This window comes from Gilvibacter sp., assembly GCF_965601605.1.
Taxonomy (GTDB): domain Bacteria; phylum Bacteroidota; class Bacteroidia; order Flavobacteriales; family Flavobacteriaceae; genus Gilvibacter.
Genome location: NZ_CBFCWJ010000041.1, coordinates 89,682 through 113,623, shown reverse-complemented (window position 1 = coordinate 113,623; position 23,942 = coordinate 89,682). Strand labels below are relative to the sequence as shown.

Here is a 23,942-nt window from a genome sequence, read left to right as displayed (position 1 = left end):
CGGTGAGCTTTGAGATCAATCGCCGTGATTACGGCGTGGGTGGTCGCAGCTTGGTCATGTCCAAGAACGTTACCATCTCCATAAACCTTAGAAATTCCAAAAGTTTGAAGCAACAAGAAGCAGACGTACTGATTGTTGGTGGTGGATTGGCGGGTTTGAAGTGCTGCTATAGATCTGTCCGAGCAAGGTAAATCAGCGCTGCTTTTTGAACCTAAATCCTATCCGCGTCATAAAGTCTGTGGTGAATATATTTCTAATGAAGTGTTGCCATATCTTACTAAGCTTGGAATCGATCCCTTTGCCTTAGGAGCTGTTGAAATATCGAATTTTAGTTGGACCCATCCCAAGGGCAAAGCTATCCAAGCCAAGCTTCCACTAGGTGGATTTGGTATCAGCAGATATGCTCTTGAACAGGCCATGTTTGAAAGGGCCCAGTCAGTGGGTGTTCAGATTTGTAAGGCATCCGCAGAAAACATTGATCCACAACCAACGGGGTTGAAGTAAAGAGCAGTGACGGAAATAGCTATACCGCAAGAACTGGTATTGCAGCCTACGGAAGCGATCTATTCTAGATAAAAGTTACAGCGCGAATTCATCAGTAAAAAAGCCATTACGTAGCGGCCAAATGGCATGCGAAAGGAGCGTTTGACTCTTCCCTAGGAGCATTGCACATTTTGAAGGTGGTTATTGTGGTGTGTCCCGAGTAGAGCAGGGGCTCATCAATTTTGCTTTATTGCCAGTTATGAGGTTTTTAAAACTATCGTGATCACTCGAGATTCATGGATACGGTACTCAAATCCAATCCGCATTTAAAAGCCTTGTTGGATGAAACGGAGATGGTTTTTGATAAACCCTTGAGCATTGCACAAATTTCATTTAAGGATAAGCCTCCTGTAGAAGGTAATTGGATTATGTGTGGTGACACTGCTGGCTTGATACATCCGCTTTGTGGTAACGGCATGAGTATGGCCATTCGCAGCGCCGAGATGGCCTGCGAGGAGTTAATGGATTGCTTTTCCGAACGCCAGGATCTCAATCAAGCTTTACGGGGATATCAGTCTCGCTGGAAGCGTGAGTTTTCAAAACGCCTGCAAATGGGAAGGATTGCTTCGGGTATTTTTTCTAGTGATGCTGGCAGCAGTCTAGCGATGGATGCAATCAGATTTATTCCAGGCATTTTGCCGTTTTTCATCAAACAAACCCACGGAAAAGTGGATAAGTCATTAGCCTATGAAGCATAGATCTCATGAGCTGGAATGGATGGACGATCTTGAAATGGAAGGGCAACAGTTGTTGGATACCCTTAAAACCTTGGCCAAGATCAATGCTCGCTTGGGAGGAGATGCTGTTAGTCTAAAAGGAGTTTGTAAACTGAGTCGTGAGGCGGATTCCGCTACAGGCTTGCACATCATTGATTTGGGGTGTGGTGAGGGGAGTCAACTGCGACATTTAGCAAATTACAGCAGAAAACACCAATTAGATTGGCGTTTTACCGGCGTCGATGCAAACGCAACTTGTATTGCTTTCGCCGAGCAACGATCACAGAACTATCCTGAAATTACCTATCTTAAAGGAGATGTTTTTAAGTGGGACATGCCCGAATGCGATATCGTTTTGGCGACTTTATTTATGCATCATTTTGACGATCAGCAAATTAAACAGATGATTGAAAGCGCCAAATCCAAAACACGTTTGGGTTGGGTAGTGAATGATCTGCAGCGAAGCCCTATTGCTTATGGCCTTTTTTGGTCTTTGGGTCTCTTTATTCGCAATGAAATGATCATGCATGACGGCTTGTTGTCAATTAAAAAAGGATTTAAAAAACACGAACTAAAACAAATGTCGAATACCCTAAAAATGCAGTCGGAAGTCAATTGGAACTGGGCCTTCCGTTATCTGTGGTTGTTGCGCTCATGAGTGTACGTATAACAGCAGTATCCAAGGCCTTGCCCGAGTTTTCTCGTACTACGGATGAGATCCTTCCTTACGTTTCAAAATGGTTGGACGGCCAAGAAGATCGCTTCAAGCGCAAGGTTCTTAAGATCTTTGAAGGTGCTGGAGTCTCCCGTCGGTATGCTATTATGGATGCGCCAGATGTATTTAGTCAAACTTCCTTTGAAGAAAAGAATCGCTTGTTTGTCAAGGCAGCTATTGATCTAGGTATCGCTTCCTTACAGAAAGCTTTGGACAAAGCAGGGTGGCAGGCTGAAGAACTCGACATGCTTATCACTGTGAGTTGCACTGGTATTATGATCCCGAGTTTGGATGCCTATTTGATCAATGCCTTGGGATTGCGGCAAGATGTCATGCGTTTGCCGGTAACAGAAATGGGCTGCGCTGCAGGAGTTTCGGGAACCATTTACGCTTATAATTTTCTAAAATCGAATCCAAATAAAAAGGCGGCAGTGATCGCGGTGGAATCTCCAACGGCAACTTTTCAGCACAGCGATTATTCTATGGCCAATATGGTGAGCGCTGCAATTTTTGGAGATGGCGCCGCTTGTGTATTACTTTCTTCAGCTGCGGATGCGCAAGGGCCACAGATCTTAGGAGAAGGCATGTATCATTTTTACAACGCCACTCACCTCATGGGCTTTGATTTGACCAACGAAGGTTTGCAGATGATCTTGGATCCAGAAGTACCCAATATGATCGCCTCACATTTTGGTGAGATCATCCATCCGTTCTTAGCCAAGCATGGAAGTAGTATTGAGGCTGTGGACCATTTGATATTTCATCCGGGCGGACGCAAAATAGTGCAGACTGTTGATGAACTTTTTGGCTCGCTTGGAAAGTCGATAGAAGATACCCGAGCTGTGCTGGATCTTTACGGCAATATGTCAAGCGCTACGGTGCTTTATGTTTTAGAGCGCTTTATGGAAAAAGATAACCCCGCAGGAACTCAAGGTTTGATGTTGAGCTTCGGACCTGGATTCTCTGCCCAACGCCTTTTATTGCAATGGTAGGATCAAACAAATGGGCTTTGATATTGGGAGCCTCCAGAGGTTTAGGCTGGGCCACGACTCAGCAACTCGCCGCTCAAGGTTACAACTTGCTTTTGGTTCACCGCGATCCTCGGGCTAGCTTGGCCAATTTTCAAGAAGGCCTGGATCAGTTGCCATCCCAAGCAATTATACACACCTTCAACAAGGACGCGACACGTTCAGAAGGCATTGCCACTTTGATATCCAACTTTAAAGAGATCCTGCCAGAAGGAGCATCCATAGGCGTGATGATACACGCCATTGCCAAAGGGCATGTAAAACCACTTGCGGAATCGGAATCACTTACGGCTACAGATATGGCCATTACCTTGGAGGCCATGGCCAGCAGTTTAATGGAGTGGACCCAACAATTGCATCAGGCTAAATTGTTTGCAAGCGATACTCGTATCATCAGTTTTACTAGCGAGGGCAGTCATAAGGCCTGGAAACATTATGCGGCGGTTGGCGCCGCCAAAGCAGCTTTAGAAGCAATTACTAGAAGCATCGCTTTAGAATTTGCCCCGCACGGAATTCGTGCTAATTGCATACAAGCGGGCGTAGTAGATACAGCGTCGTTAAGACGAATTCCCAATGTGGATCAGATCTTAAAGTACGCAGCATCGCGAAGTCCATTCAAACGTATAACCACTCCAGAGGATGTAGCTCAAGTAGCAGGACTTTTATGTCGTCCAGAAGCGGCTTGGATCAACGGAGCAGTAATTCCAGTAGATGGCGGAGCACATATCCATTAATACGCGTGTAGTCATTACGGGCATGGGGGTAGTTGCTCCCAATGGTGTCGGTTTGTCTGATTTTGAGCGGGCATTGCGCGATGGGCGCTCCGGAATTGCCTTTATTCCACGTTTGGCTGATCTTAAATTCGGATGTCAAGTAGGCGGAATACCACCTGTACAGCAGCATCATATCGACGCCTGTTTGACCCCTTTGCAAGTCAGGAATTTTGACAGCGACGGAATCATTTATGGGATGATCGCTGCAGATGAGGCCTGGAAAAATGCAGACTTGGAATTAGGAACTGAGCAGTTCGATCCTCAAACTGGAGTCATTTTTGGAACTGGAACTTCTGGGATAGAAAAGTTAAACGCTTCCATGAAAATGGTGGATGAACAAAAGGTTCGTCGTTTAGGTAGCAATGTGGTGATCCAAACCATGGCCAGTGGTGTTAGTGCGTTTATCGCTGGACATATTGGGGCTGGGAATCAAGTTAGTACAAATTCGTCTGCTTGTACTACGGGAACAGAAGCCCTTTTGATGGGTTACAGACATATTAAAGCGGGTTATGCCCAGCGTATGTTGGTCGGTTCCACTTGTGAACACGGGCCGTATCTGTGGGCAGGCTTTGATGCCATGCGCGTAACGAGTCAGCGATTTAATGATGCTCCAGAAAGAGCGTCGCGCCCTATGAGTGCTACGGCAGGAGGTTTAGTGCCTGGGGGAGGCGCAGGTGCCTTTGTCATTGAAACCCTTGAATCGGCCTTGAGAAGAAAAGCTCCGATCATCGCTGAGGTTTTGGGTGGACAGATCAATTCCGGAGGGCAACGTGGCGGAGGAACCCTTACTGCTCCGAATCCACAAGCGGTGAGACAATGTATTACGGATGCGCTTAGTTCAGCAGGTGTTTCTGGCAGTAAGATTGATCTGATCAATGGCCATTTAACGGCTACTGCCAAAGATCCCGATGAGGTTGCCGCATGGGTTGACGAGCTTGGTGTAGAAAGATCAGATTTCCCTTATTTGCAATCCACTAAAAGTATGGTGGGTCATTGTTTGTCGGGCTCCGGAGCTGTGGAATTAGTAGCCACCGCTTTGCAAATTCAGCACGATTTTGTGCACCCTTCCATCAATTCAGAGGATCTACACGAAAGCATTGCTGCCCTTGTTTCACGAGAGAAGATTCCGCAGCAAGCTATAAATGCCTCAATTACAACCGCAATCAAGGCCAGTTTTGGTTTTGGCGATGTCAACGGCTGTGTCGTATTGCGTCAGTATAATTCGTAACTTCAAACCAAGCTAATACCGCAAATCCAATCAATTCATGAATGATGCCCAATTTTTTGATCGTCTCAAGGAGATCATCAGCCCTTATGTTCAAAATCAAGAAGCCTTTAAAGACTTAAAAGCAGAGACCCGATTTATTGAGGATCTGCAGATCAACTCCGCTAATTTAGTGGACGTGGTCTTGGATGTAGAAGATGCCTTTGATATTGAGATTGACAATGATTCCATGGAAAAGATGTTGACCGTTGAAGCTTCCTTGGCTGTGATCAAAGAAAAATTAAGCGCATGATCGGCAATGATGTGGTGGATCTTTCCTTAAGTACTTTCGATTCAGAAAGACGATTTTGGCGCTATAGCCAAAAGGTCTGTTCGCCTGTTGAGCTGAGTCAGTTCGGTCATTTTGAATCCAATAAGCAGAGCCTTTGGCGGTTTTGGAGTTTAAAGGAGGCAGCTTTTAAATCGGTTGTCCGCTTGGGTTATCAAGGACTTTTCCGTCCATCAAAAATCCAAGTTGAATTAATAGATTCAACGAGAGCGATTATCCAAATAGATCATTATAAGTTCAAAGGAAGAACAGGAATTGACCAACAGCAGTTGTGGTCGGATGTAGTTTTAAAGGATTTGGATTTCAAGTCGATCGTGTCTATCCAAAAGCCCGGTACTGTTCCCATTAGCTATAAGGGTCGTTTGCCTTTTATAAGATCCGTAAAACGAGGGAAGCTCCCTGCAAGTATTTCGCACCACGGTTCGTTTTTTAGATTAATCCATTTAAGCGAATGAATGCATTTATCGCCTATGCCCGAGACAAATTTAAGGTCGATAGACGCCTAATTTTGATCTATGTTTTGCTCTACTTTGGTTGGGGAATGGGCATGGACTGGTTTGGTGCCACGGTGGAGATTGCCACATTTACTTACTGGTGGCAAGTCATCACCGTGTATTTGCTGTACATGATCCCGATCTCACTTTTGCTTAGAGGTCTGCCTTTCCACATGCAATATGCCTATGGGCTAATAGCCATGGGGCTTTTAGAATTTGGTGGCTATGCGCTAGAAACTTCCATCGCTTTCCCGAACAATATTCTGGATCAGTTCTTTGGTGAACGAAACTTTGCCTTGGCCATGGCGCTCTTTTTTGCCCTTTATTTCCCGCTCGGGAATTGCGCTGTAAGTAAGATTTACAGCCTCATTTGGCCTAATCGGGACGTATCCCTTTCATAAAGGCTCCAATACCCGCAGTTCCCTTTTCACGAAGCATTTTGATAAATGCCGATCCAATAATGGCTCCTTTGGCTTTATGGGTTGCCGCCTTAAAAGTCTCCTCACTACTGATCCCAAAACCAACAATGCATTCACTCTTGAGATTCATGCTCGCAATGCGATCAAAATAGGCGGTTGTTTCACTGCCAAAGCCACTTTGCGCTCCCGTAGTACTTGCCGTGCTTACCATATAGATAAAACTGTTTGAAGCCGCATCAATTTCACGGATACGCGCTTCTGAGGTTTGTGGAGTGATCAGAAAGACCATGTCCAGGCCGTACTTTTCAAAGATGGCCTTGTATTCCAATTCAAACTCGCGCAGGGGTAAGTCTGGAATGATCAAACCGTCAATACCCAAGTCGCTACAGCGTTTGCAAAAGTCTTCCATCCCGTATTGCATCATAGGATTGAAATATCCCATCATGATCAGCGGAATGGACACCGTGTCGCGGATACCCTCTAATTGATCAAAAAGACGGGCAGTAGTGATTCCGTTTTTTAGGGCGTCGGTAGAACTTTCTTGTATGGTAGGTCCATCTGCTAAAGGATCGCTAAAAGGCAAGCCGATCTCGATCATATCGGCTCCGGAATTTTCCAATTCTTGAATTACCGTGACGGTATCGTCCAACTTAGGAAATCCAGCTGTGAAATAGATGGATAGCAGTTTTTTGTCTTGTTTTAAGGCCTGTTGAATTCGATTCATAACTAGGGCTTATAGTTTAAAGTATTCGATATAAGTGTTGAGGTCCTTGTCTCCACGACCAGACAGGTTGACCACCACAATGTCATCTGCCTTGAATTTTCGCTCTTCAAAAATCGCGAAGGCGTGCGAGGTTTCAATGGCTGGAATGATTCCTTCCAATTGACTCAAAAGCAGTCCAGCTTCCATAGCAGCTTTGTCGGTGATGGAGATAAATTCAGCACGACCACTGGCATAAAGGTGTGCGTGCATCGGACCAATTCCAGGATAGTCCAAACCAGCAGAGATGGAATAAGGCTCCGTGATCTGACCGTCTTCCGTTTGCATGAGCAAGGTTTTACTGCCGTGGATGATGCCTGATTTTCCAAGCTGAGAGGTAGCAGCACTTTCTCCAGTGTTAACCCCTTTCCCAGCTGCTTCAACAGCGATCAAGCCAACTTCTGGAGTATTGAGGTATTCGTAATAGGCCCCTGCAGCATTGGATCCTCCACCCACACACGCAACCACGTAATCTGGGTTTTCACGACCTTCTTTTTCTTCCAACTGCCATTTTATTTCCTGAGAGATCACGGCTTGGAAGCGCGCCACCATATCTGGATATGGATGTGGTCCCACAACACTACCAATGATGTAATGCGTATCCACAGGATTGTTGATCCAATCTCTGATAGCTTCATTGGTGGCATCTTTAAGCGTTTTAGAACCTGATTCCGCCGGAACTACTTTAGCGCCCAACATCTTCATTCGCGCCACATTTGGAGCTTGACGTTTGATGTCTATAGCGCCCATATAAACAATACATTCCATGCCCATCAGTGCGCAAACTGTAGCGGTAGCGACTCCATGCTGCCCAGCTCCGGTTTCTGCAATGATCCGCTTTTTACCCAAGCGTTTGGCCATCAAGATCTGGCCGATGGTGTTATTTACTTTATGCGCTCCGGTATGGCAAAGGTCCTCGCGTTTTAAATAGACTTTACAGCCGTAGTGCTCTGAAAATCTTTTAGCAAAATAGAGTGGAGTTGGTCTGCCCACATAATCTTTGAGTAAGGCATGGAACTCCTCCTGAAAAGCAGGGTCCGAAGCAATTTGAATATAATTCTGACGCAATTCCTCTACATTCGGGTAAAGCATCTCCGGGATAAAGGCACCGCCAAAATCTCCGTAATAACCGTGTACATCTACATTATAGTTCATAGTTCATCAAGGTCTTTAATTCATCAATTTTTTTTAATCCTGGGGCCGATTCAAACTTGCTGTTCACATCAATGGCCATTATGGGTAAAGAAGTATTGAGCAGTTCTTTGACTGCCGGCAGCTCTTCCAAGCCAATCCCACCACTGATCACAATGGGGAGTTCACTTCTGTATGCGTTAAGTAATTTCCAGTCAAAGGTCTTTCCGTTTCCGCCTGGTGCTTCTCCTCGAGTGTCAAACAAGAAGGCATCAACCAGTTCTTCAAAAGGTTTCAACTTTTTGAAGTCAAATTTTTCTCCAACAGAAAAGACTTTCCAAAAGTCAATGTCGGTGTGCACCAACTCGCGCAATAGACTTATGTACTGCTGATCTTCCTTCCCATGTAGTTGAATGACATCCAGGTTATGAACTTCAATTTGTTGCAGTACATATCCCTTGGGAGCATCTACAAAAACTCCAACTTTTTTAATGCCTTCAGGAACTGCTACGGGCTCCTGGTTCATAAACCGAGGAGACTTCTCGTAAAAGATAAAACCGATATAATCGGGCTTCAATTCCGTAAGCGACTGAATATTCTCCGCCTCACGCATGCCGCACACTTTAATTTTCATTGCTCGAAACTTTTAAAGCGTTTACAAAATCTGCTGCGGCCACTCCTGGGTTTTCAGCGCGCATAAAGTGTTCTCCCATCAGAAATCCTTTAAATCCTGCTCCGCGGAGCATAGCCACCGTTTCTGGATCACTCAGACCACTTTCAGAGATCGGGCAATAGCTTGCAGGGATCTGTTTTAGCAAATCCAAACTGGTTTGCACATCTACGGTAAAGGTTTTGAGGTTGCGATTGTTCACCCCGATCAAATCCACCTCAGGAATCAAATTGTCCTGTAATTCTTGCTCGTTATGCACCTCTAAAAGCACTTCCATTCCAAGAGATTTGGTCTTTTTAGCCAGCATTTGCAAACGGTCCGCCGGCAAACAGGCTGCAATGAGTAAAATCACATCAGCGCCGTGGGCTTTGGCTTCTGTGATCTGATACGGTTCGATCACAAATTCCTTACGCAATAAAGGCATGGAAGTAGCTGCTCGCGCCTGACTTAGATCTTCCAAAGAACCACCAAAGAAAGGACCGTTGGTCAATACAGACATTCCGCTAATACCTGCAGCTTGATAACCTGAAGCCACATAACTTACCTGCGCTTTAAAATTTATTGAAGGTTTGCTGGGTGAGCGTCTTTTAAACTCGGCAATGATTCCTGTATCACTGCTTTCGAGCGCTTGTTTTAGCGAAATACAAGGTCTGTTAAACAGCGGCGCTGCTTCCCAATAGCTTTCTGGGAAGCTTTGTTTTCTGCGGACGAGATCCTGCTGTTGTTGTTGTACTATACGTTCTAGAATGTCCATATTATGCGTTGGTTAGGGCTACCAATTGATTTAAATGTTGTTCTGCTCTTCCGCTTTTCAAGGTTTCCAGTGCTTTTTCAAAACCTTGCTGTGGAGAACAGGCCGTTACCGTAGCGATTGCCATTCCTGCATTAGCTGCCACCACGTGATTTTGTGGGTCGGTTCCTTTACCGGAAAGTACTTTTTTAAAGATCTGAGCCGCCTCCTCTACCGTATCTCCTCCGAAGATATCCTCCGCGGTAATACTAGCAACGCCAAAATCTGTTGGGTTGAGCTGCTGCTCAAAACGATTGCTAATCACACGCGTAGGCCCTGTTAAAGAGATCTCATCATATCCGTCTAGGGCGTGGAGTATGGTATAGTTCTTCCCAGATTGTTGATACAAATAGCCGTAAACGCGGGCCAACTCAAGGTTGAAAACTCCAACCAATTGATTTTTAGGGAATGCTGGATTCACCATAGGTCCCAACATATTAAAGAAGGTCTTCACACCTAAGGCGCGTCTAATTCCACCCACATTTTTCATTGCTGGGTGAAACAGTGGTGCGTGCAATACACAAATATTGGCCTCGTCCAAACAACGTTTCAAAACGTCCGTGTCATTGGTGAACATTACGCCCATATGTTCCATGACGTTGCTACTGCCGCTTACAGAAGACACACCGTAGTTTCCGTGCTTGGTCACTTGGACTCCAGATGCTGCTGTGACAAAGGAAGCCAAGGTGGATATATTGAACGTGTTCTTTCCGTCTCCGCCGGTTCCGCAGAGGTCAATGGTGTTGTAATCTTCTACGGGAACCGCAATACAGAGTTCCAAAAGGGCGTCGCGAAAGCCTTGAAGCTCATCTACCGTGATGCTGCGCATCATATAGACGGTCAAGAATGCAGCGATCTGCGCTTCGTTATATTGTCCTGCGGAGATATTGATTAAAATCTCTCGCGCTTCGTCTTTACTTAATATTTCCTGATTGATCAGGCGATTCAAAACAGCTTTCATAGCTTTAGTTGTTTTGGTTTAACCAGTTTTTGATCATGCTCTTCCCGTGAGGAGTTAGCACCGATTCCGGGTGGAATTGTACCCCACGTAAATCATACTCTTTATGCCTCAAGGCCATGATCTGTCCAGACTCATCCACTGCGGTGATCTCTAGCGCTTCTGGGAAGTCTTCCCGAGCTACCACCCAAGAATGATAGCGTCCAACTTGGAAGTTCTTAGGCAATCCTTCAAAGAGAGGCTCATCATCTACCAAGCGCTCTACATGGGTGCCCACGCCGTGAAATACCTGATCCAAATTGATCAGCGATCCTCCGAAGACCTCGCCAATAGCTTGTTGCCCTAAACAAACACCGAGCATAGATTTGGTAGGCGCGTAGCGTTCCACAACCGCTTTAAGCAGGCCAGCTTCCTCTGGGATTCCGGGACCGGGTGATAGAACAATTTTGTCAAAGGCTTCCACATCTTCTAAGACAAACTGATCGTTTCTCCAAACGGTTACGTCATCTACGAACTCGCGGATATAGTGTACCAAATTGTACACAAAACTGTCGTAATTATCGATCACTAATATCTTCATCTTATAAATTTTCTGCGAGCTCTAAAGCCTTGTTGAGCGCTCCTAATTTGTTATACACTTCTTGTAATTCTTTCTCCGGATCACTGTCGGTCACAATTCCTGCGCCGGCTTGATAATGCAGCTGGTGATTTTTGCTAACAAAAGAACGAATGATGATCGCGTGATTGAAATTCCCTTTAAAGTCCATGAAACCTATAGCACCACCATAAAAACTACGGTTGATGTTCTCATATTTTTCTAACAATTGCATGGCCATGTGTTTTGGCGCGCCACTCAGGGTACCAGCAGGGAAAGTGTCTGCAACGATTTGCATGGTTGGAGTTTCTGGGTGTTTCACTCCAACCACTTTACTCACCAAATGAATTACGTGAGAAAAGAACTGTACCTCTTTATAGGTCGCTACTTGAATATCTGTTCCGTGTCGGCTCAAGTCGTTTCTAGCCAAATCCACAAGCATGACGTGTTCGCTGTTTTCCTTCTCGTCTGCGGCCAACTCTAAGGCCAGAGCAGCATCTTTTTCATCGTTTCCGGTACGTCTAAAGGTTCCAGCAATGGGGTGAATCTCTGTCATTCTATCCTTGACTACCAGTTGCGCCTCCGGAGAAGATCCGAAGATCTTAAAGTTCCCGTAGTCAAAGTAGAATAGGTAAGGAGACGGGTTCACGCTTCTCAGGGCACGGTATACGTTGAATTCATCACCCGTAAATTGTTGTGAATAACGCTTGGAAGGAACAATTTGAAATACATCTCCGCGGTTGCAGTGTTTTTTGCACTGAGCGACCAATTCTTTGAACTCTTCATCGGTGCAGTTCGTGGTCACTGCGCCATCTTTTTGAAAAGGGTATTTTTTGTTGGTGGTACTTCTGATGAGTTGCTCTAGAGTGTCTAGGTTATCTTCGGAGTCATAACAATGCGCGAACAAATACGCCTGATTGTTAAAGTGATTGATCGCGATGATGTTTTGATAGACCGCGTAGTAGATATCTGGAATCTCCAGATCACCTTTTTTCTTGCTAATCTCAATGTCTTCAAAGTACTGAACAGCATCATAGGCAATAAATCCAAACAAGCCGTGATTTATAAATTTGTAGTCTTCACTATCCACGTCAAAACGGGCAGCAAAATCTGCAATTTCAGCAGGGACATCTATCTCCGAAGTCATTTCTTGTTGGGTGGTTGACCCATCTGGAAATTCACAGGAAATGTGGCCGTTGGCTACTTTTATACTGGCTATTGGATTGCAGCAGATATAGCTAAAACTGTTGTCATTAGCATGATAGTCACTACTTTCCAGCAGCAAGCTGTTCGGGAATCGGTCCCGCAATTGTAAATAGATGGAGACGGGCGTTAAGGTGTCCGCCAGCAGCTGTCTACTATGAGTTTTTAAGGTAAATCTTTGCATGTTTTCCATAAAAAAAGACCTGTCGTGAGCGACAAGTCTTTGGTATTTTTAACGTATACAATCAGACGATCAGCTTCACGAGCTAGGGCTTTGAGCTGACCACCACCAGGTATATACGTTGATTTGCTTCATTTGATCCCAAAGATAAATAGTCTTGAGAAATAATCAAACCCAATGGATAAAAAAATCCCGCCTTTTACAAGCGGGATTTTCTCGTGGGAATGGATCCTATTAAAAGGACAAATTTACCGTTAGGTCAAAATCATCATAGATGGTCTTGTCCCCAAGATTGTCAAAGAAGCTACCAGAACCGTAACGCACATCGAACTTAGAACGGTCGATAGTTACATTAGCAGTCATATCAGCACCATTCTTAGTGATGTCAAACGTGATCGGGTTTGTTTTTCCCTTGATCGTTAGATCTGCAGTTACTGTATAGGTGTTACCATTGCGGGCAGCACGTTTTACAGCAAGTTTTGCAGTTGGGAATGCCTCAACACCAAAGAAGTCGTCAGACTTTAAGTGTCCTTCTAGCTTTTCTTTCCCTTTTCCTGCTTGCAGGTCAGTTACGTTAATACTGGTCATGTCAATAATGAACTCTCCACCAACCATGGTTTCCCCGTCCATCATGAAATAGCCACTTTTAAGGTTGATCGTACCTTCATGCTGTCCAGTAACTTTTTTACCTACCCAGGTAATGCTACTGTCTTTAACCATTAGCTTTTCAACCGTGGTGGTATTGAATGCGCTAAAGGCGATGGCTAGCAACAACAAAGCTGCTGTTTTTACGTGATTTCTCATTAGAGTTGTTTTTAAAATTTATGAATGTATGTTATTTAAATAGGTATTCAATTGTTCCAGTTCGCCCGAATCCAGTTGATTGAGCATCTGCTGATTGTTCGCTTCAATGATGGGGTCTAAAACCTTGAGAAGTTCTAAGCCCTCGGTCGTTATAAAGAGCTCCACCTTTCTGCGATTGGTGGCGCAGACCTGTCTTTTGACCAAGTCTTTCTTCAATAGTTTGTCAATGAGACGCGTGGTGTTGGAGTTGCGATCCACCATGCGCTCAGTCACCGTAGACAGGTTGGCAGGATTGCCGCCTTGTCCGCGTAAGATGCGCAATACATTATACTGCTGAATGCTCAACTCATATCCTTTAAGGATGCGGTTTACCGATTCTTCAATAATACGAGCGCGATACATTAAGTTGATCACCGTTTTGGTGTGCAACTGCATCGGCTTTGTGGTTTTTATAATAGATTCAATCTCCATAATTGTCTTAACAACTATTGTATATACAAATGTAAGATGAAAATTTCAATCAAAAAGGGTTTTAACAGAATTTTAATGGAGGCTGAGGTGTTAAATCTTTGAACGAACTGTTAAATGATTTTTACTTGCCTTTGAGAATGAATATTTTTAATGGCTTTAAAATCATCAGCTTGAATCGATTACAACAATCTCTATTAGTAGCTTCATTGCTCTTGGTGACACTGCTCAGTTCGTGTAAAGACCAAAAGCAAGAAGAAGCTCCCTTGGCAACTGCTCCGACAGAAAAGGAGGTAGAAGCTCCAAATAGCTCGGACAGCAAAGTCCCTATTTATAAATTCGATGAGTTTGAGCCACTACTCAACCAAGATGATGGCAACGTTTACGTGGTTAACTTTTGGGCCACTTGGTGCAAGCCGTGTATAAAGGAACTGCCGTATTTTGAAACCATAGGGGAAAAGTATGCGGAGCAGAATGTAAAAGTGCTTTTGGTGAGTATTGACTTTCCGAAGTTGTTGGAGAAACAAGTAATCCCATTCATTGAAAAGAACGAACTAAAATCTCCGGTAGTCCTCTTGGACGATACTGGTGCCAATGAATGGATTCCAAAAGTGGATGAAAGTTGGTCTGGAGCAATTCCAGCCACAGTGATCTATAAAGGAGACCAGCGCAAATTTTTTGAGCAGTCGTTTACCTTAGAAGAACTAGAAAAAGAATTAAACACCTTTCTGTAAAATGAAAAAATTAAAAAATATCGCAGTAGTTGCAGTCTACGCCTTGGTGGCGACTATTGGACTGAGCAGTTTTACCAATTCCGAAGGTTATGGTATTGGAGATCAAGTAAAAGATGTAAAACTCAAGAATGTAGACGGTAAAATGGTTTCCATGGCCGATTACAAAGACGCCAAAGGATTCATCGTGATCTTTACTTGTAACACCTGTCCTTATGCCGTTGCGAGTGAAGATCGCATCATTGCCTTGGATAAGCAATTTAAAGGGCAGGGATATCCGGTGATCGCGATTAACCCGAATGATCCCGCCGTACAACCCGACGATACCTTTGAGCTCATGCAGCAAAAAGCCAAAGACAAAGGATTTACCTTCCCGTACCTTTATGATGAAAGTAGCATGGTCTACGCTCAGTTTGGAGCTAAAAAGACTCCACATGTCTACTTGCTTCAAAAAGAGAGTGGAGCCATGGTGGTGAAGTATATTGGCGCTATTGATGATAGTGTTCGCGACGCTTCTGGTGTTACAAAAACTTATTTGGAAGACGCTGTAAATGCCTTGATCGCCGGTAAAGAAGTGCCTGTAAAAGAAACTCGTGCTATTGGTTGTTCTGTAAAAGTATAAGCAGATTCAGCATAAAACATCAAAAGCCGTTTGCCGAAGTAAGCGGCTTTTTTTTGTTTAGGCCTTTAGTGTACCTCTAACTTTAAATTTTTGGCTTTATTCTTGAGCTTCAGCTGTTTGAAAATTATTGTTAATCCCCATAAGCAGTTAGATTCGAAGGTTTTTTGTGGAATTTCTTGCAAAAATTATTCCGTATATCCTTAACTTTGAAATACTAAATGCTGTTAAACAAAGTTTATTAGTTATGACCGATCTTACAAGCGCAGCATGGCAAGACCAAATTGCGCAAGACTCTGAAGCCGTTATTATCGATGTTCGCACCTCCGATGAGGTAGAAGAAGGCTATATCCCAAACGCCTTACACATGGATATCTACCAGCCTCAAGCTTTTATGGAGGCCGTGAATGCTTTAGATCCCAATAAAAATTATTACGTCTATTGCCGCTCTGGCGGACGCAGTGCTCAGGCCTGTGCTGTTATGGCTTCTGTTGGAATCAACAATACCTATAATCTATTAGGTGGATTCTCAGAATGGAATGGAGACGTAGCCAAATAACCGATCTATGAAACGTGCCTTTTTATTTTTAAGCCTAATGATCACCCTTAGTTTTGTGCAATCCTGCACAGAAACTAAAGCTGGAGAGATTGAACAGATTACGGTGGAGCAGATGACTGAAGCTCTGGAGGATACGAGTATTCAACTTATTGATGTTCGTACGGGGCAAGAATACCTTACAGGTCATTTGAAAAACTCCCACAACATTTGTGTGACCGATGATGACTTTGAAGAAAAGGCCGCAAGTTTAGATAGAGACAAGCCTGTTTATGTGTATTGTAAAAAAGGAGGACGCAGCGCCCGAGCAGCTGAGATCCTAAAAGAAATGGGCTTCAAGAAGATTTATGATCTTGAAGGAGGTATTGTGCTCTGGGAGGAATCAGGACAGGATACCGAAAAGGAACAATCCTAAAAATTCTGGTTCTAAAGATCTGAAGCCGCTTCTATTGAAGTGGCTTTTTTTATCTTGCGCCCCATGCAAGGCACTGCTCAACATTTCGAACTTAAAAATGCACAAGGCATGCGCGTACTGCTTACCAATGTAGGCGCGGCTTTAATGGAAATTCAATGCTCAGATAGAGACGGCAATGTGCAAAGTCTTATTCCCGGATTTCCAAAGGCGACCGATTATTTGGATGCTGACTATCAAAGCAAAAACCTCTGCATAGGCGCTACAGTAGGACGTGTAGCTGGACGCATTTCTAATGGGGGATTTACCCTTGGTGAAACTTACTTTAAAGTACCTCAAAATAAGGGCATGCATCTGCACAGTGAAACTTGTGGTTTTCAACATCAAGTTTGGGAGGTGCAATCTCACACTGACGAATCACTTGTTTTTAAGCTAAAACAGCAGGCCGGGACTTGTGGCTATCCTGGAACTGTTTCGGTGACGGCTAGTTATACCTTAAGTGAAACTAATGAGATTACTTTGGTCTATGAAGCTACTACAGATGCAGACACTGTGCTCAATCTCTGTAACCATACCTATTTTAATTTAGCCGGAGGCGGTTCAGTAAAGGAACATCAACTCTTTATTCCAAGTACGCAATTCTTGGAAACAATGGATAATATGGTGCCCACGGGCAGGCTGTTGGATACCCAAGAACACAACAAGGATTTTTCAACTCATAGTCGAGTAGGGGATCGATTGGGAACAGGCTTGGACCTTGCTTATGCTTTAGAAAAGGATCATGCGCCTTTACGACTTTACGCACCAGAGACGGGCATTGAAATGCAGGTGAGCAGCAACCAATTGGCCGCACAGGTTTATACCCCACCCAACTTTAAAGGATTGAATTTAAGAGATCAAAAGTTTGAAGATTTTCCTGCCATCTGTCTAGAAATGCAAGGCTATCCTGATGCCCCTAACAGGCCAGAATTCCCGTCAGTACTGCTAAAACCAAATGAGGTGTATCTCTCTGAGACCACCTATAGTTTTAAGTTAAGAAAGTAAAAGAGGAGTTTATAAACGCTCTTGTAGCTCAATCACGAGTCCAAGAATAAAGCACACTACGATAGTTCCAATTACGATGCCGCCTACGCCCATTTTGTTTGTTTTTTGAGTTGGGTCAAAGATAGGGTTTTTAAAAATTATTTTTTAGTTGTTCATACTTTTTCCATCGATGAAAAAGTATCCAAAAAATCTAGCGACGCTCGCTCCACTTTGAAAAATCTCAACACCCGTAGCCACAGATGCATTGGAGGCTCCTGGTGCTTCGCCCCAGATCGACACAATGCATCTCAAGCCCATTAGCTGCTGTTGGATTTTTCTAAAGTCCCCCTCGAAGTCGCATTGTTCGCCGCTTCGCGGCGATTATGTGTTAAAAATATTCCCAGACTTTATCCATAAATTCATGAATCAGGACTAAATTTTTATACCTTAGAGGAACATATACTCCCCATTTTCATTCTGGTTTAGGCTGGGGTGAGGGTGGGGGGTTTTAAATTTTGAATTATATGGCTTTTAGATCCTCTAAAAGAGAAAATGATGGTAAAAAGAATATTGAATCGCTGTTTCGTGATTTAAGTACCTCAGGAGTTGAATCACTTTATGCCCACCAAGCAGACGTACTTAGGATTTATGAGAGTAAAGCAAGCTCTGAGAAAGATGTTGCTATCGAGTTACCAACTGGAAGTGGCAAAACATTAATCGGATTGTTGATCGCAGAATTTAAAAGAAGACAATCAAAATCTAAAGTTGTCTATTTATGTCCAACTCGACAGCTTGTTCATCAGGTTGTAGAAATGGCAAATAAAAATTATGGTATTAATGCTATTTCATTTGTAGGCTCCAAAAAAGAGTATCCAAAGTCTGATAAAACAAAATATAATAATGCTGAAGCTATTGCGGTAACTACTTATAGTTCTTTGTTCAACGTAAATCCTTTCTTTTATGATCCAGAATTTATCATCATAGATGATGCACATGCCTCCGAAAATTACATATCAACTAATTGGTCGTTGAGGGTTGTAAGGGAAGAGCATGATGATTTGTATTTGAATATTATTGAATTTTTATCTGATTATATACCAAGGAATGTATATATCAGAATGCTTGACGAAGGAATTGATCCTTTAGATAAGAGGACGATTTATTTGGTTCCTATTTACGCGATTCACAATCAATTGGTCGAATTGGGTACATTAATTTCTAGCTTCATTGAAGAGTATGATTTGCGCTACCAGTGGAGTCTATTAAAGGACAATCTTCATGCGTGTAATATTTTTTATAGCTGGGGAGAAATATTGATTCGGCCTATTATTCCTCCTTCATTGACAAATTCTGCGTTTAACAATGCCACTCAAAGAATTTTTATGTCCGCTACTTTGGGTAATGGAGGTGATCTCGAGAGAATTACCGGAATAGCCAAAATTTATCGAATAGGTTTACCAGATGGTTGGGATAGACATAGTTTAGGAAGAAGGTTTTTTGTTTTTCCAAGTTTGGAGTTAGAAGAAGAAGAGTCAATGGCATTTATGCGAGACGCAATAAAATCGACCCCAAGAAGTGTCCTACTTGTCTCATCAAATCGAGATGTTGATCAATTTCATGATCTTTTCAACGATTGGGAATTAGCACACAAGTTCTATACAGCAAATGATATAGAAGATTCCAAAGATGAGTTTTTGCTTGAAGAAAAGGCAGTAGCTGTATTAGCTAATAGGTTTGACGGTATAGATTTTCCCGGAGATGATTGTCGATTGCTAATAGTTAAGAATATACCTTATCATGCAAACATTCAGGAAAGGTACTTACAATCTAGGGTGGACGCTTCGATAATATTCTACGATAGAAATAGAACACGATTAATTCAAGCAATTGGCAGATGTACTAGGAGTCCAAAGGATTTTGCTGCGGTAATAGTTGCAGGTGAGAATGATCTAACTGATTGGTTATTTTTTGAAAGCAAGCACAAATATTTTCACCCTGAATTACAAGCTGAATTGAAATTTGGATTTAACAATTCCAGAATGAGTAAAGTTGAAATGCTTGAGAATCTAGGTCATTTCTTCGCTCAAGATTCAATCTGGGCAAATGCAAATGAAACCATAATTGAAGATAGAGATAAGATATCGGTTTCTGAAATCGAAGGAATAACCAATTTAGATAATTCAGTTAGACATGAAATCAAATATTTATACGCACTATGGAATGGAGATTATGAACAAGCGCTTGAGAGATGTGATAAAGTTATAGAAAAATTAGATGGCGGGCCAAAGTTGAAGGGATATAGGGCTTTCTGGAGTTTTTTGAAGTCAAATGTATGTTTTCTTCTGTACAAAGATACTTCTGAGAAACAATACTATGATCTTGCAGTGTCGACTTCTTCTAGAGCAGCTCGGATTTCTTCAGCCTTCAGAACTATGAAATTAACGGAAGAGGCAGAAGAGTTTGACTTTGAATATTCGGAAAATTTTGAAAGTAATATTGATAGATTAATTGAGTATTTAGATACTCTGGGGATATCTAATAAAGCCAAATTCAGGAGATATATTGATGGCGTAGTGAGTATGGTCAGTAAAAAAGAAAACCTTGAGCGAGCACAGGTTGAGATAGGCAAACTTCTCGGTTTTGAATCGTTTAAAGATGAATCAAGTGGAGCGCCTGATCCTATTTGGATTTCGAATGATCAATTGGTCTTTGTATTTGAAGACAAACTCTATGATGATAAGGATAAAGCTATTCCCTTGATTGATATAAGACAAGCGGTTACACATGAGAAGTGGTTAAAAGAAAACCATAGAACTATAAATTTGGATTCAAAAGTTTATCCAGTTTTTATGTCCAATTCTAAAAAAATAGAGAGTAATGCAAAATTTGCTTGTGACGGTCTGAATTATTGGAATTATGAAAATTTCAAAACTTGGGCTTTAGAATTTCTTCTATTCATCGGGAATTTACAGTCGAAATATGCTTCAAAAACGGACCTTACATGGAGAGAGTACGTTCTTAAAGAATTCAAAAACAAAAATTATACTCCTGAAGAAGTTCTTGGTAAGCAGGTGCCTCTTTCCAATTTGATATAGTTTTTTCTGTAGCGAGGCATAGGCCTGCTTCGCTGGCGGAGTGAGACTCTCCCCGAGCGGAGCCGGAGGGAGTACCTCCTTCACTTCGTTCAGTCGGTGCTCACTCCTAACCAATGTTGCAAATACGAACCTGCATTGCTTGCGCAATGCGGTTTTACATTTTCATGAATCTGTACAAAGTAAACTTCTACAGATTCATAAAAACGCAAAACCCTGCAACTCTCGTTGCAGGGTTCGTGCTTGTCGTGGAGCCGGAGGGATTCGAACCCTCGTCCAAACAGGCAATTCAAATGCTTTCTACATATTTAGTCTTTAATTGATTGTCGGCCTGGCCCCGGTCAAAGACTACCAAGAACAGGCTTAGCTTCAATTTGAGTTTCGCTGCTTTATCAAAGCCCTAAAGCGGCTAGGTTTACTTTTACGAACGCTCTATATCAAATGCCGTAAACCAAGGCCTTTGAGAGCGTTCCTGCTTGTCTACCTTGTAGACCGAGGCATTATCCTACTATAATTCAGATTATGCAGCTAGGGCGTAGTTATTCTCGCCGTTTAAAAAGTGTGAATCATGAGATTAACGAGCTGTGGTCCAGCGCTCGATATGCTTACATTTCAATTGGTCCCGCTGTCAAAACCAGTCGGCCCCTTGAGTTTTCAATGAACGGTTGTGGCGTTTCCCGCTTTCCGCGGGTCGGGCTTTCGGCAGTCGCTTTTTTGGATTCCCAAAAAGAGCTCCAACAAAGCCTCAATCCCTAACGCACAGGCTCGCAAAGATACACGAAATACTGTATCTTTGCTCGCCTTACTAATTGAACAAAAAGTATTCCAAATGCCAGTAAAATTCGCCATAATCAAAGAACGCAAGTCTCCACCAGACAAAAGAGTGGTTTTTTCGCCTGAAAAATGTCAGGAAGTCATGCAAAGCTTTCCAGAGGCGGAGTTAGTGGCAGAATCCAGTGACATCCGCATTTTTAAGAATCAAGCTTACGCAGAGGCTGGTGTTGCTGTTCAAGAAGACGTAACCGCCGCGGATGTGATGTTGGGCGTAAAGGAGGTTCCGGTTGAGGCACTTATCCCTAATAAGAAGTACTTTTTCTTTTCACATACCATCAAAAAGCAACCCTACAATAGAAAGCTACTTAGAGCTATTTTAGATAAAAAGATTGAGCTTTATGATCACGAGACCATCGTAAAGGCTAGCGGAGCAAGACTTATTGGTTTTGGGCGCTATGCGGGATTGGTTGGAGCTTACAACGGATTCCGTTTACTGGGAATTCGCGATGGCCTGTTTGAATTACCCAAGGTGGAAAACCTAGCAGATCTAAAAGAAGTAAAGGCAGAACTGGATAAGATCAGCTTGCCGAACATCCGAATCATTTTAAGCGGAACCGGGAAGGTTGCCAAAGGCGCCAAAGAGATCTTAGACCATTTGCAAATCCGTGAGGTCACAGACGCTGATTACTTGTCCAAATCTTATGACGAACCCGTTTACTGCATGATAGACGTCACCGAATACAACAAGCGCACTGATGGCGCACCTATGGACAAATATGCGTTTTACGCAGATCCAACAGGTTATGAAAGTGATCTGATGAAGTACGCCAAGGTGAGTGATATGTTCATCACAGGACATTTCTACGGAGATGGAGCTCCGTTTTTGTTTACCCGTGAAGATGCGCGTCACCCAGATTTCAACATTAACTTGGTGAGTGATGTTTCTTGTGATATTGACGGACCGATCGCCTCAACGATTCGCCCTTCAACCATAGCCGATCCTTTCTATGGATACGATCCGCAAACCGAATCCGAAGTTGACTTTAAGGCTCCAGGCGCGATAGCAGTTATGGCGGTAGATAATTTACCGTGTGAATTACCTAAAGACGCCTCAGAGGGCTTTGGAGATATGTTTATGGAACACGTGATCCCGGCCTTTTTCAACGGTGATAAGGATGGTGTTTTAGAACGTGCTCGTATGACGACTCAAGAAGGTATCTTGACCGAGCGTTTTGCTTATTTGCAAGATTATGTAGACGGAAAGGAGTAATCCTCGATTAAAAATTAAGAGAAGCCCAATACTTTAAATAGCATTGGGCTTTTTTATTAGAGGTACTCAGGAGGTTTAATTTCCGTATAATTCTTTAGAAGCTTCTTCATATTTATCTCCAGCAATCCAGACAGGGGTGTTGGGATCGTTTCCAATAAGTCTGCCTGCTAAAACATAAGACTTAAAGAACTTTTCAAGATAGTCAAAATCAAGACCGTCTGCTTCATCGGCGGGACGGTGGTAATATTTCATCAATTGGCCGTCAAAGGCATCAAATCCTAAACTAAAAGTAGGAGCAGGAATCCCTTTGCGGGCAAAATTTACATTATCTGAGCGGTCAAAAAGTCCGCCAGAGTCTGCAGTTGGATCATCAACCGCTACTAAACCATAAGCCTTGCAGGCAGCGACAATGTGCGCTTTGGCAGTAGTACGTGCTAGACCAACTATGGTGGCTAAGTCCGTATTGTTGTATCCCGCATTATCGCTGTTAAAGCAATACACCATTTGATTTAATGGCAAAACCGGGTGATCTACATAGTATCTGCTCCCTAAAAGTCCTTTTTCTTCTCCAGTAAAGAGTATGAATAGTGCGGATCTCTTGGTTGGGTATTTGGCTAAATTTTTCGCCATACTCAAAACCGTGGTAACACCTACCGCATTGTCTCGAGCTCCATTATAGATAGTATCTCCACTACCGTCAGGAGCACCCACACCAACATGGTCGTAATGGCCGCTGTAGATGATGAATTCATCCTTTAACTCAGGATCCGTGCCTTGAATCCAACCTACAACATTGTAGCTGTTAAAAAGTTCTTTTTCCTTTTTGATCATATTTAAGCTTCCGGAGTGTGTATTTTTCTCCGCGAAGGCTGCCGCTTTGGTATGCCCGATATCTTGAATCCAAACAAAAGGAATGGATTCCGCATCTGCTTCGGTGCTCGCCAGACGAACTCCTGAACCGTTGAATTGTTGTTCAATGAATCCCCAGATCTGATCATTGGCATCTAAGAGTTCGACTACACCTAAAGCGCCCTTACTGGTGGCTAGTTCAATTTTTTCACTCACTAGATCAAAAGCATCTTGAGTGCTGTTGGCGGTTTCACTTCCAGAACGAACCAAAACCATTTTACCCTGAACATCTTTTCCTTGATAATCCTGTTCAAGTCCGTAGCCCATGAACATGAAGGCTCCGTCATAACTTATATCTGCTTGGCGCATGGCCACTAAACTGGTCATGGCATCACCTCCTATTGCCAGCGCAATGGATTCTGGTGGAAAACTGCGTTGCATGGGAACTGCCTGCAGATAACTCCCAGTTGCTGGATCAGGCTGCGCTCCGTATCCTCTTAGTTGGTTGGCCAAATAGGAAGCGGCAATATCGTTTTCTGCCGTTCCAGTTTCACGACCTTTTAAAAAATCGTCTGCCAAGAAGTAAATGGGACCTTCAATGCTGGGTCTATCTGTGGTTTCATTGACCAAACTGACCTCATCTTGCGCATGCAATGTCACACTGAGCAAGAACAAGCATAGAATTGATAAAGTTTTTCTCATGATGAATTTTTGATTTAGTCCTCTAAAAATAATCAATTCATCGGGGTCCACACGAAGTCTATCGACATATTGAGAGGAATTATCATTTCTTTAAGCATGTTTTGTTTAATAAA

The 23,942-nt window shown here is 43.1% G+C and carries 26 protein-coding genes and 1 other RNA gene; 16 read left to right on the top strand and 11 right to left on the bottom strand.

Annotated features, from left to right (window positions below; translation table 11 throughout):
- The 9 genes from ACSLP7_RS12265 to ACSLP7_RS12225 form a co-directional block, all read left to right on the top strand.
- Nucleotides 1-191, top strand: a 191-nt coding sequence (locus ACSLP7_RS12265; RefSeq protein ID WP_435579567.1) for a hypothetical protein, incomplete at its 5' end; no start/stop codon positions are given.
- 588 nt (nt 192-779) lie between these two features.
- The gene (locus tag ACSLP7_RS12260) at nt 780-1,241 is read left to right on the top strand and encodes an NAD(P)/FAD-dependent oxidoreductase (RefSeq protein WP_435579566.1); all 462 of its coding nucleotides are present in this window, start codon (nt 780-782) and stop codon (nt 1,239-1,241) included.
- Nucleotides 1,231-1,917, top strand: a complete 687-nt coding sequence (locus ACSLP7_RS12255; RefSeq protein WP_435579565.1) for a methyltransferase domain-containing protein — start codon at nt 1,231-1,233, stop codon at nt 1,915-1,917. The genes ACSLP7_RS12260 and ACSLP7_RS12255 overlap by 11 nt, the downstream gene beginning before the upstream one ends.
- Nucleotides 1,914-2,966 (top strand): type III polyketide synthase, encoded by a 1,053-nt coding sequence (locus ACSLP7_RS12250; RefSeq protein ID WP_435579564.1) that lies wholly within the window; start codon nt 1,914-1,916, stop codon nt 2,964-2,966. The genes ACSLP7_RS12255 and ACSLP7_RS12250 overlap by 4 nt, the downstream gene beginning before the upstream one ends.
- Nucleotides 2,960-3,736: an SDR family oxidoreductase gene (locus ACSLP7_RS12245; protein WP_435579563.1), complete on the top strand. Its 777-nt coding sequence runs from the start codon at nt 2,960-2,962 to the stop codon at nt 3,734-3,736. Before ACSLP7_RS12250 ends, ACSLP7_RS12245 begins: the two co-directional genes overlap by 7 nt.
- Nucleotides 3,714-5,003 (top strand): beta-ketoacyl-[acyl-carrier-protein] synthase family protein, encoded by a 1,290-nt coding sequence (locus ACSLP7_RS12240; protein ID WP_435579562.1) that lies wholly within the window; start codon nt 3,714-3,716, stop codon nt 5,001-5,003. Before ACSLP7_RS12245 ends, ACSLP7_RS12240 begins: the two co-directional genes overlap by 23 nt.
- Nucleotides 5,004-5,040: 37 nt before the next feature.
- Nucleotides 5,041-5,292 (top strand): acyl carrier protein, encoded by a 252-nt coding sequence (locus tag ACSLP7_RS12235; protein ID WP_435579561.1) that lies wholly within the window; start codon nt 5,041-5,043, stop codon nt 5,290-5,292.
- A complete protein-coding gene (locus ACSLP7_RS12230) occupies nt 5,289-5,783 on the top strand; it encodes a 4'-phosphopantetheinyl transferase family protein (protein WP_435579560.1) in 495 nt (164 codons plus the stop codon). Before ACSLP7_RS12235 ends, ACSLP7_RS12230 begins: the two co-directional genes overlap by 4 nt.
- Complete coding sequence (locus ACSLP7_RS12225) at nt 5,780-6,223, top strand: hypothetical protein (protein WP_435579559.1); 444 nt, start codon at nt 5,780-5,782, stop codon at nt 6,221-6,223. The genes ACSLP7_RS12230 and ACSLP7_RS12225 overlap by 4 nt, the downstream gene beginning before the upstream one ends.
- Here ACSLP7_RS12225 and trpA read toward each other — a convergent pair.
- The 9 genes from trpA to ACSLP7_RS12180 form a co-directional block, all read right to left on the bottom strand.
- Nucleotides 6,198-6,965, bottom strand: a complete 768-nt coding sequence (gene trpA / locus ACSLP7_RS12220; RefSeq protein WP_435579558.1) for a tryptophan synthase subunit alpha — start codon at nt 6,963-6,965, stop codon at nt 6,198-6,200. The two genes, ACSLP7_RS12225 and trpA, sit on opposite strands and share 26 nt — an antisense overlap.
- A gap of 9 nt (nt 6,966-6,974) precedes the next feature.
- Nucleotides 6,975-8,156 (bottom strand): tryptophan synthase subunit beta, encoded by a 1,182-nt coding sequence (gene trpB, locus ACSLP7_RS12215; protein ID WP_435579557.1) that lies wholly within the window; start codon nt 8,154-8,156, stop codon nt 6,975-6,977.
- The gene (locus ACSLP7_RS12210; protein WP_435579556.1) at nt 8,146-8,766 is read right to left on the bottom strand and encodes a phosphoribosylanthranilate isomerase; all 621 of its coding nucleotides are present in this window, start codon (nt 8,764-8,766) and stop codon (nt 8,146-8,148) included. The genes trpB and ACSLP7_RS12210 overlap by 11 nt, the downstream gene beginning before the upstream one ends.
- Entirely contained in the window at nt 8,756-9,556 is an 801-nt protein-coding gene (gene trpC, locus ACSLP7_RS12205; RefSeq protein ID WP_435579555.1) for an indole-3-glycerol phosphate synthase TrpC, read from the bottom strand. Before trpC ends, ACSLP7_RS12210 begins: the two co-directional genes overlap by 11 nt.
- A 1-nt stretch (nt 9,557) precedes the next feature.
- Nucleotides 9,558-10,553: an anthranilate phosphoribosyltransferase gene (trpD, locus tag ACSLP7_RS12200; protein ID WP_435579554.1), complete on the bottom strand. Its 996-nt coding sequence runs from the start codon at nt 10,551-10,553 to the stop codon at nt 9,558-9,560.
- A gap of 4 nt (nt 10,554-10,557) precedes the next feature.
- A complete protein-coding gene (locus ACSLP7_RS12195; RefSeq protein ID WP_435579553.1) occupies nt 10,558-11,130 on the bottom strand; it encodes an anthranilate synthase component II in 573 nt (190 codons plus the stop codon).
- A gap of 1 nt (nt 11,131) precedes the next feature.
- Nucleotides 11,132-12,532: an anthranilate synthase component I family protein gene (locus ACSLP7_RS12190; protein WP_435579552.1), complete on the bottom strand. Its 1,401-nt coding sequence runs from the start codon at nt 12,530-12,532 to the stop codon at nt 11,132-11,134.
- A gap of 231 nt (nt 12,533-12,763) precedes the next feature.
- Nucleotides 12,764-13,333 carry a YceI family protein gene (locus ACSLP7_RS12185; RefSeq protein ID WP_435579551.1) on the bottom strand — a complete coding sequence of 190 codons (570 nt, stop codon included), beginning with the start codon at nt 13,331-13,333 and terminating at the stop codon, nt 12,764-12,766.
- Between the two features lie 18 nt (nt 13,334-13,351).
- A complete protein-coding gene (locus tag ACSLP7_RS12180) occupies nt 13,352-13,768 on the bottom strand; it encodes a MarR family winged helix-turn-helix transcriptional regulator (RefSeq protein WP_435579550.1) in 417 nt (138 codons plus the stop codon).
- Between the two features lie 206 nt (nt 13,769-13,974).
- On the opposite strand from ACSLP7_RS12180, the gene ACSLP7_RS12175 reads away from it, so the two are divergent.
- The 6 genes from ACSLP7_RS12175 to ACSLP7_RS12150 all read left to right on the top strand — a co-directional run bounded on the left by ACSLP7_RS12175 (nt 13,975) and on the right by ACSLP7_RS12150 (nt 20,237).
- Nucleotides 13,975-14,535 (top strand): TlpA family protein disulfide reductase, encoded by a 561-nt coding sequence (locus ACSLP7_RS12175; RefSeq protein WP_435579549.1) that lies wholly within the window; start codon nt 13,975-13,977, stop codon nt 14,533-14,535.
- Between the two features lies 1 nt (nt 14,536).
- Nucleotides 14,537-15,154 (top strand): thioredoxin family protein, encoded by a 618-nt coding sequence (locus ACSLP7_RS12170; protein ID WP_435579548.1) that lies wholly within the window; start codon nt 14,537-14,539, stop codon nt 15,152-15,154.
- A gap of 244 nt (nt 15,155-15,398) precedes the next feature.
- Nucleotides 15,399-15,710: a rhodanese-like domain-containing protein gene (locus ACSLP7_RS12165; RefSeq protein WP_435579547.1), complete on the top strand. Its 312-nt coding sequence runs from the start codon at nt 15,399-15,401 to the stop codon at nt 15,708-15,710.
- A 7-nt stretch (nt 15,711-15,717) separates the two neighbouring features.
- Nucleotides 15,718-16,122, top strand: a complete 405-nt coding sequence (locus ACSLP7_RS12160) for a rhodanese-like domain-containing protein (RefSeq protein WP_435579546.1) — start codon at nt 15,718-15,720, stop codon at nt 16,120-16,122.
- Nucleotides 16,123-16,185: 63 nt separating this feature from the next.
- Nucleotides 16,186-17,163: an aldose epimerase family protein gene (locus ACSLP7_RS12155; protein WP_435579545.1), complete on the top strand. Its 978-nt coding sequence runs from the start codon at nt 16,186-16,188 to the stop codon at nt 17,161-17,163.
- Between the two features lie 503 nt (nt 17,164-17,666).
- The gene (locus ACSLP7_RS12150) at nt 17,667-20,237 is read left to right on the top strand and encodes a DEAD/DEAH box helicase (protein ID WP_435579544.1); all 2,571 of its coding nucleotides are present in this window, start codon (nt 17,667-17,669) and stop codon (nt 20,235-20,237) included.
- A 243-nt stretch (nt 20,238-20,480) separates the two neighbouring features.
- Here ACSLP7_RS12150 and ssrA read toward each other — a convergent pair.
- Nucleotides 20,481-20,880: a transfer-messenger RNA gene (ssrA, locus tag ACSLP7_RS12145) on the bottom strand.
- A 183-nt stretch (nt 20,881-21,063) separates the two neighbouring features.
- Between ssrA and ACSLP7_RS12140 the strand changes: the two genes are divergently transcribed.
- Nucleotides 21,064-22,278, top strand: a complete 1,215-nt coding sequence (locus ACSLP7_RS12140) for an NAD(P)-dependent oxidoreductase (protein ID WP_435579543.1) — start codon at nt 21,064-21,066, stop codon at nt 22,276-22,278.
- A 75-nt stretch (nt 22,279-22,353) separates the two neighbouring features.
- On the opposite strand, the gene ACSLP7_RS12135 is transcribed toward ACSLP7_RS12140, so the two are convergent.
- Nucleotides 22,354-23,829: a M28 family peptidase gene (locus ACSLP7_RS12135; RefSeq protein WP_435579542.1), complete on the bottom strand. Its 1,476-nt coding sequence runs from the start codon at nt 23,827-23,829 to the stop codon at nt 22,354-22,356.
- Nucleotides 23,830-23,942 lie beyond the last annotated feature (113 nt).

Bases quoted from the DNA above. Each gene is read 5' to 3' on its own strand.
- ACSLP7_RS12260 (WP_435579566.1), top strand. From the start codon at position 780: ATGGATACGGTACTCAAATCCAATCCGCATTTAAAAGCCTTGTTGGAT.
- ACSLP7_RS12255 (WP_435579565.1), top strand. From the start codon at position 1,231: ATGAAGCATAGATCTCATGAGCTGGAATGGATGGACGATCTTGAAATG.
- ACSLP7_RS12250 (WP_435579564.1), top strand. From the start codon at position 1,914: ATGAGTGTACGTATAACAGCAGTATCCAAGGCCTTGCCCGAGTTTTCT.
- ACSLP7_RS12245 (WP_435579563.1), top strand. From the start codon at position 2,960: ATGGTAGGATCAAACAAATGGGCTTTGATATTGGGAGCCTCCAGAGGT.
- ACSLP7_RS12240 (WP_435579562.1), top strand. From the start codon at position 3,714: ATGGCGGAGCACATATCCATTAATACGCGTGTAGTCATTACGGGCATG.
- ACSLP7_RS12235 (WP_435579561.1), top strand. From the start codon at position 5,041: ATGAATGATGCCCAATTTTTTGATCGTCTCAAGGAGATCATCAGCCCT.
- ACSLP7_RS12230 (WP_435579560.1), top strand. From the start codon at position 5,289: ATGATCGGCAATGATGTGGTGGATCTTTCCTTAAGTACTTTCGATTCA.
- ACSLP7_RS12225 (WP_435579559.1), top strand. From the start codon at position 5,780: ATGAATGCATTTATCGCCTATGCCCGAGACAAATTTAAGGTCGATAGA.
- trpA (WP_435579558.1), bottom strand. From the start codon at position 6,965: ATGAATCGAATTCAACAGGCCTTAAAACAAGACAAAAAACTGCTATCC.
- trpB (WP_435579557.1), bottom strand. From the start codon at position 8,156: ATGAACTATAATGTAGATGTACACGGTTATTACGGAGATTTTGGCGGT.
- ACSLP7_RS12210 (WP_435579556.1), bottom strand. From the start codon at position 8,766: ATGAAAATTAAAGTGTGCGGCATGCGTGAGGCGGAGAATATTCAGTCG.
- trpC (WP_435579555.1), bottom strand. From the start codon at position 9,556: ATGGACATTCTAGAACGTATAGTACAACAACAACAGCAGGATCTCGTC.
- trpD (WP_435579554.1), bottom strand. From the start codon at position 10,553: ATGAAAGCTGTTTTGAATCGCCTGATCAATCAGGAAATATTAAGTAAA.
- ACSLP7_RS12195 (WP_435579553.1), bottom strand. From the start codon at position 11,130: ATGAAGATATTAGTGATCGATAATTACGACAGTTTTGTGTACAATTTG.
- ACSLP7_RS12190 (WP_435579552.1), bottom strand. From the start codon at position 12,532: ATGCAAAGATTTACCTTAAAAACTCATAGTAGACAGCTGCTGGCGGAC.
- ACSLP7_RS12185 (WP_435579551.1), bottom strand. From the start codon at position 13,333: ATGAGAAATCACGTAAAAACAGCAGCTTTGTTGTTGCTAGCCATCGCC.
- ACSLP7_RS12180 (WP_435579550.1), bottom strand. From the start codon at position 13,768: ATGCAGTTGCACACCAAAACGGTGATCAACTTAATGTATCGCGCTCGT.
- ACSLP7_RS12170 (WP_435579548.1), top strand. From the start codon at position 14,537: ATGAAAAAATTAAAAAATATCGCAGTAGTTGCAGTCTACGCCTTGGTG.
- ACSLP7_RS12165 (WP_435579547.1), top strand. From the start codon at position 15,399: ATGACCGATCTTACAAGCGCAGCATGGCAAGACCAAATTGCGCAAGAC.
- ACSLP7_RS12160 (WP_435579546.1), top strand. From the start codon at position 15,718: ATGAAACGTGCCTTTTTATTTTTAAGCCTAATGATCACCCTTAGTTTT.
- ACSLP7_RS12155 (WP_435579545.1), top strand. From the start codon at position 16,186: ATGCAAGGCACTGCTCAACATTTCGAACTTAAAAATGCACAAGGCATG.
- ACSLP7_RS12150 (WP_435579544.1), top strand. From the start codon at position 17,667: ATGGCTTTTAGATCCTCTAAAAGAGAAAATGATGGTAAAAAGAATATT.
- ACSLP7_RS12140 (WP_435579543.1), top strand. From the start codon at position 21,064: ATGCCAGTAAAATTCGCCATAATCAAAGAACGCAAGTCTCCACCAGAC.
- ACSLP7_RS12135 (WP_435579542.1), bottom strand. From the start codon at position 23,829: ATGAGAAAAACTTTATCAATTCTATGCTTGTTCTTGCTCAGTGTGACA.